Origin of the sequence: Nitrosomonas communis (genome assembly GCF_001007935.1) — a bacterium.
GTDB lineage: Bacteria > Pseudomonadota > Gammaproteobacteria > Burkholderiales > Nitrosomonadaceae > Nitrosomonas > Nitrosomonas communis.
The window spans coordinates 1,935,997-1,948,807 of sequence record NZ_CP011451.1 but is presented as its reverse complement, the minus strand read 5'-3'; the positions used below and the strand labels follow the sequence as shown (position 1 = coordinate 1,948,807).

Sequence of the window (12,811 nt, the reverse complement as noted above, 5' to 3'; positions counted from 1 at the left end):
CCAAAAATAAATAAATTTGTTGCATTACAACCTGTTAATACTTAGGTCTATCAATACTGTCTAATAGAACAATTTGATTTTTAATGCCAAGCAGCCATCAATTAAGCTACTTCAACTTATTTAGGTAATCATGCTAGGGAATAACAGAGAGGCTGGCAATAATGCAAATGCATACAATTATCATTGATATGCATTTGAAATAATAAGGAAATAACGCTAAAAGCCTGCCAGATAAAAGTATTTAGCTCATGAACAGGAAGGATAGTTATCCATCGGCAATAAGACTATTAAGCCTAAAAGCTTGATCATTAATTGATCGCTTCAATTACGACAGTAATTAATCGCCTCTCCCCGCCGCAAGCAGCAGAGTATTACGTCTTTTCCTTCAGGAAATCTTCTTTTCAGTTTCTAATTCCATTTCTAAATCAAATATGACGAGAAGGCGAGCCGCAGACAGTATCCATCATACACAAGCCCATCCAGTTGTTGTTCGGTGGCTGTTTCAAACAGGCATGGCTGGTATTGCCGCTGCTGTCAAAGATGCGACTATCGGCCAAGAAGCACGCTGCGATATGGCATTATTCATGGCGCAAAGCTTATTACGCTAGTCACAAGCGCGAGTACTATTGCCAACCGGAACACAACTGAATGCAGAGGAAATACTCTACCCATACGCATGGCGCCAGGAATTATCTCCCCGTATTTCACAACCTGAAGCGCTGGTGAGATGTGAACAATCTGTGGCAGCAAAAATTCTCTGTACCGAAATCATGAAGGAAGATATATCCGGCAGCATGAACACCGGTTCAGTTATTGAACCTGGTTGCGGAAGGCGCTTTCTCTATCAATGTCGTGACACCGTGGCACAACAAGCACCGCCTGATCGGAGGCCTGGTAGCGCAGTGACACAAGGTTTCAGATTTAATAGCCCGTCAGCAGCATGCTATGTCAGGACACTTGTTTTCTTCTCAGTTTGTGTCGCCGTTCAGGCGATGCAAGGAGGGAAAGTGAATGGCTAAAGTAGAGCATAAAATTTTAGTATTTATAATCTTTAACAATATGCTTATATTGAATTAAGTATATGCTGAATGCCAAAATTCACTAAGAAGAATATAAATGCACAAGGAGAAAACAGCACTTGCTTTATTTATTCAGATGAACTTTACTAATCACAAATTCAACTAATGTGAGTAATTTTTACAATTCTGATAAATAAAAATTCTTATAAAAAACGGTTATCCATTCAAGAGCCATAATTGTTAATAAATTCAACATAAGCACATAAAGTAAGGCATTGTCTTTATGCACGAAGTCCACAGCGATAAGAAAATCGAAACAGCTCCTGGCCAAGATGCTCTGAATCGGGAACGGTACGAGTTACTTCAGCGTCTGGCAGACTGGCTGGAAATACCCATGCTGATACTTGCCTTTATTTGGCTGGCGCTGTTGGCCAGAGAATTGATCTGGGGTGAAAGTCCTGCCTTCGAAATTATCGGTACGATTATTTGGGGCATCTTCATTCTCGATTTTGTCGTGGAATTGATGCTAGCACCTCATAAACTGGTTTACCTTAAAAGCAATTGGTTGACGACTATTGCGTTGCTGATACCGGCCTTACGCATCTTTCGCATTGTTCGCGTGGTTAGGCTGCTCCGGTTGGTACGTGTAGGAAGAGGCCTGCGTTTATTACGCATCGTCACGTCACTGAACCGGGGCATGCGTGCGTTGGGTGAAAGCCTGCGGCGCCGCGGCTTCGGCTATATCATTGCGCTGACATTACTTGTCACCTTCGCTGGGGCCGCCGGCATGTATGCCTTTGAAAATGAAGTCCCCGGCGGTTTGAACAGTTATGGCGAGTCGCTGTGGTGGACGGCAATGATCATGACCACGATGGGTTCACAGTATTGGCCTCAAACCTTCGAAGGCCGTTTGCTGTGCGTGTTTCTGGCGTTATATGCTTTTACTGTCTTCGGCTACATGACAGCGACGCTGGCGACTTTTTTCATCGGCCGAGATGCGGAGAATGATGAAGCCGAAGTCGCCGGCTCCAAAAAAATTGCCGCCTTACAACAAGAGGTGGTTGCTCTGCGTGCAGAAATCCATGAGCTGTTATTGAGAAGCCCGTCGCAAGAGTGAAACATAGTTCTTTTAAAATTATAAGATCTTTGATTTCGGACTTAGCGTGTAAAACATCACGTTAGTAAATGTTCATCCGGCAAGCTTGTTTAACGTGAACACCGCTGGAAAGCCTCATTCTAATTTGCACTAAAAATTGCATTAATAATCCAATTCTATCCAGTAATACTATTGATTAAAGCCGGGGCATTTTCAAGATCACCTAATGCATTAAGCACATGATTCTCAAGCATATAGATGCTGTCAAGTACGTGGTTACGAAGGTATTTTTCACGCAGTTCATCCCAAAGGCGTTCCTGCGGATTTAATTCAGGTGAGTACGGTGACAGGCATAGCAAACGGATATTCTTAGGCAAATGAAGCTCTTGCTTTCATGCCAGCCGGCACTATCAAGAATGATAACGGTATTATTACCAGGGTAACAGCTGGTTATCTCGTTGATGAAAATCTGCATGCAATTGTTGTTGACATGCTGCAGCAATAAGCTGTCGAAGACCCCAACCAGTCGTTTCTAGATTTTCTCTTTGAGTGGAGGAACCAACACTCACCGCCTTGAGCCATTTCACTCAAACCTTATTCAGGATTTGTGCTTCCTACTCAAGAAGGTAATCCGAGGTAATCGCACGGTTACGCAGATTCCGTTTCGTGCGAGGCGCCTCTTCCTCGCTAATCATTCAACACTTGCAATTCAAAGTAGTATCTGATCCTATCTTTTTTACTCATCTTTTATTACGTACTTACACGTATTTTCTTGCCCAATATATTTAGGTAATCTTCTGAAATGTTAGCGGTTAATAAAAATGGGGAAAATGAACAAAAATTACCTGATAGAAGGAGAGATTTGCGCAGGTGGATATAACTGCCGTGCCAGCAGCAAGTCATATCAGTTTTATCCGTTCCATTTTCAGTTTGTGCCGCCATTCGGGCGACGCAAAGATGGAGGATAAATGTTTAAAGTGGAGGTGAATAATTGAAGTCCCGAACATCAATAACCCTGCTTACTTATCGAGAATTTGCTTTAAATTCCGTGCTTTAAAAAATTTAATAACAGTATATAATTTTTACTTATATTTTATATTACGATAAACAAAATGCTAAAACCTAAGCCAGAACCCTTTAAATTTGTTTTCAATTGGCGGCGTTTTTTGGTACATTGTGCAATTATGAGTGGTTGCCTAATGCTCGGTCTGATGACATGGTATTTTGGTAAGCCGCCCAGCATCCGGTTTTATGAAACAAAACAGGAAGAACAATTGGCCACTGCGATAGCACCCGGTATAGATATGGCGTTGGATATGAGCAGTTCTATAGCCGTGAAACTAGAGCACCCTCTGCAAATTGAGTTATTTAAGGGGAAGGTTTATTTTGACATCGATAAAAATACCCCTAATCAGCTTGAAGCAAAAGTCGGCAATGCCCTCATCAGGGGCTCTGGCACCCGCTGCAGCATCCATATGAGCGAAAATGGCAATAAACATGTCGCGGTTGCAGATGGGCATATCAAAATCCATCTTGCATCTGGAATATATCAAATCAATGCATTTGAACAAGCCGACTTTAATGATGATGGCATCAGCCAACATCGGCTAATGGCTGATCGAAACATTGCACCCTGGCGCTCACTACAGTAAACACGTGCAGTAACAATGTGAATAACAAGTTTAATTTTGCTGCTTAAATTATATATTACCAACTATTCGCAAGATTAAAATTACAATATGAATTAAGGGCTAATTTGCAAAAATACTCAAAAAACTGTGCTTGTATCTGGAATTGATCCATTCTGTGACCCTTTCTGTAGTTACATCGTGATATCAGATAAATCAACTAGGAAGAAAAAAGATGAGATTTCAATTCTTAGCGATCACGTGTATAGTATGGATAGCAATAAGTTATGGGTCTATATGTTTGGCAGAAGTTAGTGAAAGAACGGACAATAACGCCTCTGATTTTATTGATGTACCTCAGGAATTTGTCGTGTGTACTGGATGGCACGCTCTTTGTAGTGCATCCCCCGACTGCAAAATGAATGGGGACAAGGCTGACTGCGACTGTTTAAGGGTTAATGAGCCCCATATTATTGCAACAAGCGAGATCCAAGACCTTGTGGTCAAACGCCTGACGCTGGCCAAGTGCACCGAGGAGTATCCTTGTGATATAGACCAAGCTCCTGTATGTAAAGCCATCAAGGATGGACAGTATGAAGTGGATAATGTCAAGTATAATTGGGTATCCACTTATTCTTATCGTGGATGGTGCAGTCTTTTGGAGTACAAGCCCATAGCGTGTGATCAATACACATCAGACTATACCGGGGATTTATATTGGGCTATCTGCGATGCCGCTCCATGCACTGAAAACCCGAATTCATCCAATTTGGATAAACCGTTGAGCTGTCAGTGTCGGGTAAAGAATACACCGTTTGTGGGCTTTGGCAGTTGTACCGGTGTTAATGGTGGAATCATGTCAAGCTTTCCGTTATGGGCATGGGATTTCCAAAGGAATACATATCCATTTGCTATGCCTGGCTATGAATACGTACAAGGTGCATGTGCCACATTAAAATCTGATCCATTGCCATCACGATGATCTGAGTTCTGGTATGCACAATAGCGGCAGCATCATTACTCAGCACAGTAGGGAATAAGTACAGAATCAAGAATTCTTGTTCTTGCGAACAATTACCCTAATCGTCATTGGGTGCAATTGATAAACACTCCGATTTCTCGCTGGCCGTACGTACCCGTTTTTAATTCCATTCCACATCAAACATGACGCGAAGGTGAGCCGCAGACAGGATAAGTAATATGGCAAGGTGAAGCCAACAAAGTCAGTTTTGATTTTGAAATGGAATTAGATGAAACCACCGGCACCTGAGGCAATATTCATTCCATTACTATAAAATTTACACTCCTTCATGCACTAAAGCATGATGCAGATACTCTCTCAACAACTGGCACTAAATCGACAGCAGTTCATATCGGAAGCTCTTAGCAACCGTTAAGCTTCAGTCCTGGTGAGATAATACTCAAGTCTCGCCACGTAGCTCTATGTTGCCAGCGTCGAATCTACGCCACAGTGAACGCTACACCAGCGACAGAAAGCTTCAGCTTTCTGGGCGACAGATCAAGTCCTCCACTGCCGAAAGAGTGCACAAGCAAACGACTGCCTACTACCGAGCTGCCAGCAAGCCAGAGCCGCGTCTGCGCCAGCTTATTCAATGGCCGCAAGCGAATTCGGCGGCTGATCATTGGTGAGCATCAGATCGTCGATGACAATGCGGCCTTTGCTCGACCCGAATGACGGGCCTAGATTAAACCGTACCGCGACAATGTTAGTGAGATTGATGCCAGTACCGTTGTTGGCGAAATCCGTCGTGCGCAGGCGGACGGTTTCCATTTCGTTATGCCACCCCCCGTCGCGCTGATAAGGCTCCTCGAGCCCGCCACCATAAGCACCGATGTTGATGTGGCTCACTACACCTGCACTGTCGCGTAACGTGACGGTGAAGGTGAGGTCGCCGAGCTCGGCCACAGTGTTCGGGTGCTGCGTGCCCTGTGCGCCGCGGAACGACAGAAACTTGAAGCGCGTGAAATCATTACTACCCGCGGGCACTTGCCATTCGTAGAAATGGTCTGCGTCCGTCCAGTCGAACACGACGCCGCGGCTATTGTCGGAACGCGTGGTGAGACTATCGGTGGCGCCAGCTTGTGTGGCGCCGTTGAAAGGATCCGACGCATCCCAGTCGAAATCAAAATTGTTGTCGTCAAGGCGACCTTCGGTTAAGTTTTCGACGTCGAACGCCACCGCTGCACCAGAACTGCTTACGTTGATTTCGGGCTGCGTTTGGTAATCATCAATGATGAAATTGCCGTCCGCTGCGCCGTTTCTGTATTCGTGAGTGACGACGATGCACGGGTCGTCTGTCGGCACACCGATTGGATGGAAAGACTCGTACTGACGCGTCAAGAAATCGAGCGCGGGAATGTTCCCCTCAACGTAGTGTTTAACGAGCGGTAGGAGATATCCCAGCAGGATGAGATGAGTATTGGTTTGACCAATCGGGCAAGGGCCGGTGAACCAAGAAGACGAGGAAGCGTCGCCGCCGTTATGAAACCAGGCGTGCCCAGTTCCCTGCACGACCGTCGACTGCTTATAGCCTGTGGCGCGGTCAACCAAGTGAAAGGTTTGGCACCGCTCAAGGAAATTGACGCCGTCATCGCTACACTCATTCCCTGCCGAGCCATCTACGTCCGCATCGCCAGAGGCCGTCCACAAGTGATAGTTGGCGTCGTGCGGATTAGCGACCTCACTACCGTTGAAGTCCGTCGGTAGCATGCTGCTGATCAGCCGGATGTCACTACGGCCGTAGTGAGTCGGCGTGGCGGTACCGTCGAAGAGGCGGTGGTAGGCGATCGCCACCCCTTCGGCGCCGCGACTGTGGCCGATCCATACGATGCGCCGCGCGTCAATATGACCGGCGAGCGCACCGTCAGCGATCGCGCCTGCTTCCACCTGATCGATAAATGCGTCGGTGTGGCCGAGTGTCGTGGTCGCGGCGAACTCTGGACCAGGTTGCGTATTGTTATCATGGCTCATCACCACGTAGCCATAGGAGGCAAGGTGATTTCCAATATGGTCGTACCAGCGGAAATTATGGCCGTTACCACGGCTGATGATGACGAGAGGCAGTCTTCCCATTGTGGCAATGTTAGTGGGAAAGTAGAGGTCTTCGCCGAGCTTGTTGCCCGGAATGCCGAAGTCCGCGGCGACGGCGGAGTCAAGGTTATAAACCAGTTCGGTAACGGCATACGGCCCTGCCATTGTGGTATCAGATACCATGTAGAACCCGGCTTCGCCGCTTAGGCCGTCGATATAGTCGCCATCGCTTAAAGATCCGTTTTGATCGCAGTCAAGCACGATGTCGTAGGGTACGCCGAGGCCCTCTCCGGCGTTGGCATTCAATGTGGAGGCCGCGGCTACTTCAATGGTATTCGCCTGAATCGTTCCTGCACTGAACGTGTGCGTCTGCATTCCGCCGGGTGTCACGTCGACGAGCGCGGGATTCGCAGCCCAGTCGGACGCGTTCTGGTGGTTGACGACATAGACGCCGCAGGTGGCGCCGACGATGGCGGGGAAGCGCGTCGGATCGATCGCGACGTTCACCGGTGCGTCGACGTTAAACGCGCGCACGTATTCGAAGAATGGGTATTGCGCAAGGGGATTGCCGGCGAGTTCGGTTTCCGTGATCGCCGCTGCCCCGGACAGCGGTAACAGCAGGCTGAAGGCGACGAACTTGACCTTAAGCCCCAAAAGGTGCTTGTTCATAATTATACCTCCCCATATCGAATGCTCATATCCGAAAGACGTTTGTTGTTAATTGGACTTGTTCTTCGGCGGCACCTTCGCTGTGGGTAGGCGCCAAGACTCCGCAAGTTCATTTTCCTGCGGGGAGTACTCAAGGATGAGTTCGGCGCCAATATCGCGCAGCAGCGCAGCAAGATCCTTCGCAACGACCGGTGGATGCGAAATACTGGCAATCCTTGCTTCCGGGAATGGGCGTATCCCGGCTCTTTCGGCACGTACACGCTCGGATTCGACTCTACTTGCCGTGATGCGCTCCGGCAGATCCGGCGAACCGAACCAAATAAGTGCGTTGGTGAGATCGATGCTGCCTGGCACAATACCTATGACGCGACCGGAGACGTTGCCGTGGTTCAGTCGCTGCACCGGAACATTGCCCGCGTAGAGCACCGGTTCCAGCTTGTTGCGCGGAACGACGTATGCGGGATCGACCTCAAGAACGATGAGAACACCCGTAGACACCATGAAACGTTCCTTGCTCCAGGTGTATGGGTAAGGTGTTTCAAGTGTGAAGGGACGTACAGCAAGAATGCTCTTGATTGGTGCAGGCGTTGCTGGCAATGCGCGCTCTGCATCATAACGGGTAGTCTGAGAGAGGCCAAGAATGGGTGTTACAAAAAGATAAGTAGCGAAAGCAACTGCAAGAAGTTTCATACACGTGCTCCTATAATAGTCGGCAACACTGCTATTTCTAACTTACAGATTAATTACTTACCAATGGATTATACATAAAAAAGCTGAGCTCGTTAACATTTAAACAGCTGATCTTGACTTGACACCCGCTCAAGTATTGATCTGGTCGAGCGTTGCACTTCATAGTTTAATCCGCACTATCATCAGCTTACCTGTGAGTAACGCTATCAGATTTATGGGTTACGAAAAGCAGGATTTAAGCAAAGTGAGATAGCGAATGAAGTAGGCGTGAACAAATCTACCCTCTCACGAGAACTCAGGCGCAAGAGGGGATAGCGAGGTTGGCGTCCAAAGCGGGTACAGGAATTACCAGATAAACGTGCAAGGCAGAAAGCCCAGGGCAGGGGATTTAGCCGAGAAAACTGGAATAAGGTAGAGAAGATGATTCGACAGGATATGAGTAGTCCTGAACAGGCATCCGCCCGACTTAAACTGGAAAATGAATTGTCAATCAGCCACGAAACTATATCAGCACCTATACGCCGACAAACTGGCAGGAGGTGATTTGTGAAGACATCTACGCTGCCAGAAACCGCGACGCAAGCGCCATGCAAGTGGGCAAGAACGATGTGGCACTATTCGCAACCGAGTCAGCATTGATGAACGACCCGAGATCGTCGAGCATAAAACTCGTATTGAAGATTGGGAAGGCGATACGGTGATCGGCAAGAACCATCAAGGAGTACTGGTTACCTTGGCAAAAAGGAAATCGCGTTATATCCTGGAAGGTCAATTGCCAGCGAAACATGCGCAGGGAGTATTAGTAAAGATCAATAGTCTGCTACGCCCTCACAAGCACAAATGCTACGCGGTAACATTCGACAAAAGAAGAGAACTTGCTGGACATGAAATCATCGCTCAAGAATTGGAAGCAGACATCTACTTTGACTTTGCACCCCCCAATCATTCATGGGAGAAGGGATTGAATGAGAACAGCAATGGGCTACTACAACGGTATTTCCCCAAGATGAGATTGACTGGTGTTACCGAAGAACAAGTGCAGTGGGCAGTCGATAATCTCAATCACTGACCATGCAAAGTACTTGGATTCAGAACTCCGCATGAGGTATTCCTCGGGGTGTCGATAAATTCTACCAATCAGCCTTCCGAAGTGCACTTCGAATTCGAATCCATGTTTCTATATAACAGCTAAATTTAAAAAATAAGAAGCAATCCAGTAAAATGGTACTGGTCCGATTTATTAATCGGACCTTATGGGGTAATGTATTAGCATTAAAATTACCACTTAAATTTCCAACCAGCTTGTCACTCAACCACTTCCCCGCCTAATGCATCGATTAAATCAGGTAATAACTGTTTCAATTGTTCGGTCATAAGGAAGAAATTGCTATCGAATTGCTCTTCCGCTGATTCAGCGGGTTCTTTTTCGATATCGAGCAGGGTGAGCCGCTTGATTTGCAGGTTTTCATCCAGCACAAAGGAAAGGTTGTTTTCCCATACCATTGCCTGTTTGGTAACTTCTTTGCCTGCTCGGACATGTCTGGTAATTTCATCTGAATCGAGTGGATGGCGCTGATAGCTGACCGAGACTTTTTTATCTTCTCTGCTACGGAAAACGCTATCGCTATCGATAGTAAACGCATGAGGTAACTCATCGCCTGATAGCCAGCGGGTCATGGCTGAAGCAGGAGTCAAATTAGTCTTGATGCGCTTGAGTAGAAGCGTGGGGATCGTTTTCAGGAGAGTTTCAGCAAAGGTATCTGCCTTGGCAATATTCGAGCTATCAATAATAATCCAGCCGTCTACCGGATCAATCCAGGCATGGCTTTTTTGCCGCACGACAAACGCGCGCGGTAGTAGCTCGTATAAGGCTGCTTCTTTGATTTCTTTCATCTGTTTACGGCCAACTGGATAGCCCTGCTGCGCTTCCATTTCCACAGCACGTTCCTTGGCACGCTGATTCACGACGGAAGCAGGCAACAATTTTTTTTCAGATCCGAGCGCAATCAGCATTTGCTGGCCTCGCGCATACACAAGGCGGGTTTCTTCCATGCCTGGTGGAATCCAGCCCAGGCTTTGCATTTCCATGCTTAAGCAGGCTTGCAGAGTGCGTCTGGCTAATAACTCTTCCAGCTCTTCAGGCATAAGCTTCCAATCAGTGATACGATAAATTTGTAAATTCTTAAACCACATAAAGATACCTCTATAAATCTATTTGTAGACGAATCACGATTTTAAGTGCTCGCTCGTTTCTCGCCGATTTTTCTTGAATTGTGTCGTTGATTGCTGCGCGGTTCTTTGCGCTTCACCCGGTAGAAGTGAAATCCTAAAGATGCTCGTACAAAAGAGCTAATTATAAGCATCGCTCTTTTGGGGTACGCTAAATGTGCGGAGAATTGTACAGGCGATTGCCGATTTTGGTTCAACTAATGGTATGCCAAGCTATCCCCTTTCTAAATCAAAACTAACTTTGTCGGCTTCACCTTGCCGTATTATTGATACTGTGTACGGTTCCCCTACGCGTCATTTTTGATTTGGAAATGGAATTATAACCTTCAGAAAAATTTAAAGAGATGTCAGCAACTTAGCATATTGCCTCGTTGCCTAGCGCTCTCCTCTCGCCTAAATTTCCTTAAAATCTCTTATCTGCAAATGCTCTATCCCACCCTATATCTCCTCTTTCTCTCCTCTTAGCCGCTGGATGCCAACCTGCTGAGTACAGCAAAATTTGATGCGATTTACCACTTAAGGTGATTTGTCTTGAACAATAAATTATTTTTATTGTCTCAAACACAATTTAGTCTATTTGAAGACCTAAAAGGCAAAAATAACTTATGCCACAGCCTCATGATTTCATGTATCTATTTTTAGAATAAACCATTTTTTTCTACATTAAAAAAATGCTTGATTCCACAGAAATCCAGCCTATAATTCCTACCCTTTAGTCATTTTATTAGCGCCAAGAAGCAATAAGGAGGTCATCATGAAAAGTAAAGCGAATTCTTTTGCTAAGGTTGATTTGGTTCATATTCATATCCCAGAAACGTAGCGGCTTTTGATAGGAGTTAATGATGAAAATACGTACCGCCACTGTGCAAAAGAGAACTGAAAATGAAGTTATCTTTGACACCCATCCTGAGATTAGTTTAGATCTTTCCCACGTTGAAGACGCACTCAAAAAAGGTTACAACAGGCCTTTCTTGTTGGTCGACAGCAATATTATCCGTAATAAAATTCGCCGCTTTAAAGCTGCCATGCCACGTGTTCATCCGCATTATGCAGCCAAAGCTAATCCGGATTCGCGTGTATTAAAAACCCTAATAGAAGAAGGTTCTGGATTTGAAATTGCGTCCATTGCCGAACTGGATCTGTTAATTAGTCTGGGTGTTCCTGCAGCGGAAATATACTACAGTAACCCGATGAAATCACGTCAATACCTGGAATACGCCGCATCTAAAGGTGTAGAATGGTATGTTCTGGACAGTGTTGAAGAGCTGCGTAAAATCGTCAGTGTCAAGCCAGATGCAAAGTTATATTTGCGCATCGATACACCCAACATCGGCAGTGACTGGCCGCTGGCAGGAAAATTTGGCACGCACCTTGCCGACATCAAAGCAATTATTAACGAAGCGGTCTCATTGAATGCTGATCTCGCGGGTGTCACCTTTCATGTAGGTTCGCAATGCCGTAATCCGCAAAACTGGCGAGTCGGTATTGAACGCGCGAGAAATGTTTTCGCTGACATGAGGCAGGCAGGGTTAAGGCCTCGCTTACTCAATATCGGTGGTGGTTATCCTGTACGTCATGTTAAACCAATTCCTTCTATCGAGGTGATCGCAGATGTCATCAATGCTGCAATCGCTGATCTTCCGGAAGAAATTCGCATCATGGCAGAGCCAGGTCGGTATCTCGTATCGGACTCTGCATGCTTTGTTTGCAGAGTTGTGGGCACGGCCACACGCAATGGCAAGCGCTGGATGTATTGGGATGCAGGTATATTTGGCGGTATTATCGAAGTTAGTGAAGGGCTACGTTATGAGATTTTGACTAACCGCACAGGTAGTAGTACGCCATGGTCCATTGCCGGTCCAACCTGTGATTCTGTTGATGTGTTGATGCATGACGAGCTATTGCCAGAAGATATCCAAGAAGGTGATTTCATCTTTATTCCTAACGCCGGCGCCTATACCACAGCCTACGCCAGCAATTTCAATGGCTTCCCGTTACCTGATGTCATGGTTTTGTAGTTTGGCTTTATATATTATTCAATAATAATTACCACAATGCAGTAAGGAATATGCTTCATCCTGGCTAGACTTGTTGAATTTCTATTTCCTTTCGATAAGTTTAGCCAGTAATCAGTCAGCTATTAGCTGGTTAAATCAATCCAATACAGTATTAAGGACACCTCTAAAATTCATATATCCTTACGTGGTTGACAAAAAACGTTTCATTACCTATCAGCTATAGGCTATTTCAACATTTTTTGTTTTCGCCTTGCCTTGTTAAGAGCTTTGAATTTTCAGAGGCACCTTTAGTTTCATGCCTAAATCAAACATGACGCGAAGGCCGGCCGCAGACAACATCCATAATACGGCAAGGTAAAGCTGCAAAGTCAATTTTGATTTAGACATGGAATACGCATTAGCGTACATCT

12 protein-coding genes and 1 pseudogene are annotated in these 12,811 nt (G+C 45.9%); 8 read left to right on the top strand and 5 right to left on the bottom strand.

The genetic code is table 11. The features are described 5' to 3' along the window. Nucleotides 1–431 precede the first annotated feature (431 nt). The 3 genes from AAW31_RS21285 to AAW31_RS08890 all read left to right on the top strand — a co-directional run bounded on the left by AAW31_RS21285 (nucleotide 432) and on the right by AAW31_RS08890 (nucleotide 2,136). Nucleotides 432–608, top strand: a complete 177-nt coding sequence (locus AAW31_RS21285; RefSeq protein ID WP_158441459.1) for a hypothetical protein — start codon at nucleotides 432–434, stop codon at nucleotides 606–608. An 18-nt stretch (nucleotides 609–626) separates the two neighbouring features. Further along, nucleotides 627–1,019: a hypothetical protein gene (locus AAW31_RS08895; RefSeq protein WP_046849977.1), complete on the top strand. Its 393-nt coding sequence runs from the start codon at nucleotides 627–629 to the stop codon at nucleotides 1,017–1,019. A 283-nt stretch (nucleotides 1,020–1,302) separates the two neighbouring features. Further along, nucleotides 1,303–2,136, top strand: coding sequence for a potassium channel family protein (locus AAW31_RS08890; RefSeq protein WP_046849976.1), 834 nt, complete (start codon nucleotides 1,303–1,305; stop codon nucleotides 2,134–2,136). Between the two features lie 155 nt (nucleotides 2,137–2,291). Here the strand turns inward: AAW31_RS08890 and AAW31_RS18910 are convergent, their stop codons facing one another. Next, nucleotides 2,292–2,492 (bottom strand): transposase, encoded by a 201-nt coding sequence (locus AAW31_RS18910; protein ID WP_052752159.1) that lies wholly within the window; start codon nucleotides 2,490–2,492, stop codon nucleotides 2,292–2,294. A gap of 807 nt (nucleotides 2,493–3,299) precedes the next feature. Between AAW31_RS18910 and AAW31_RS08880 the strand changes: the two genes are divergently transcribed. Together AAW31_RS08880 and AAW31_RS08875 are read left to right on the top strand one after the other, a co-directional pair. After that, complete coding sequence (locus AAW31_RS08880; protein WP_235264540.1) at nucleotides 3,300–3,767, top strand: FecR domain-containing protein; 468 nt, start codon at nucleotides 3,300–3,302, stop codon at nucleotides 3,765–3,767. A 277-nt stretch (nucleotides 3,768–4,044) separates the two neighbouring features. Then, a complete protein-coding gene (locus tag AAW31_RS08875; protein ID WP_144412897.1) occupies nucleotides 4,045–4,725 on the top strand; it encodes a hypothetical protein in 681 nt (226 codons plus the stop codon). Between the two features lie 479 nt (nucleotides 4,726–5,204). On the opposite strand, the gene AAW31_RS20585 is transcribed toward AAW31_RS08875, so the two are convergent. From AAW31_RS20585 to AAW31_RS08865, 3 genes are read right to left on the bottom strand one after another with little or no spacing between them, the layout of a single operon-like run. Next, entirely contained in the window at nucleotides 5,205–5,357 is a 153-nt protein-coding gene (locus tag AAW31_RS20585; RefSeq protein WP_158441457.1) for a hypothetical protein, read from the bottom strand. Beyond that, complete coding sequence (locus AAW31_RS08870) at nucleotides 5,350–7,464, bottom strand: alpha/beta hydrolase (protein ID WP_046849973.1); 2,115 nt, start codon at nucleotides 7,462–7,464, stop codon at nucleotides 5,350–5,352. Before AAW31_RS08870 ends, AAW31_RS20585 begins: the two co-directional genes overlap by 8 nt. A gap of 48 nt (nucleotides 7,465–7,512) precedes the next feature. After that, nucleotides 7,513–8,154 (bottom strand): hypothetical protein, encoded by a 642-nt coding sequence (locus AAW31_RS08865; protein ID WP_046849972.1) that lies wholly within the window; start codon nucleotides 8,152–8,154, stop codon nucleotides 7,513–7,515. A gap of 210 nt (nucleotides 8,155–8,364) precedes the next feature. Here AAW31_RS08865 and AAW31_RS23585 point away from each other — a divergent pair, with 210 nt between their 5' ends. Both AAW31_RS23585 and AAW31_RS19785 read left to right on the top strand, forming a co-directional pair. Further along, entirely contained in the window at nucleotides 8,365–8,469 is a 105-nt protein-coding gene (locus AAW31_RS23585) for a helix-turn-helix domain-containing protein (protein ID WP_082110561.1), read from the top strand. Between the two features lie 298 nt (nucleotides 8,470–8,767). After that, nucleotides 8,768–9,223 (top strand): annotated as a pseudogene (locus tag AAW31_RS19785) (IS30 family transposase); the annotation flags it as partial. Between the two features lie 236 nt (nucleotides 9,224–9,459). Here the strand turns inward: AAW31_RS19785 and AAW31_RS08855 are convergent. After that, entirely contained in the window at nucleotides 9,460–10,347 is an 888-nt protein-coding gene (locus AAW31_RS08855; protein ID WP_046849971.1) for a recombination-associated protein RdgC, read from the bottom strand. Nucleotides 10,348–11,225: 878 nt separating this feature from the next. On the opposite strand from AAW31_RS08855, the gene AAW31_RS08850 reads away from it, so the two are divergent. Beyond that, nucleotides 11,226–12,401, top strand: a complete 1,176-nt coding sequence (locus tag AAW31_RS08850; protein WP_046849970.1) for a type III PLP-dependent enzyme — start codon at nucleotides 11,226–11,228, stop codon at nucleotides 12,399–12,401. Nucleotides 12,402–12,811 lie beyond the last annotated feature (410 nt).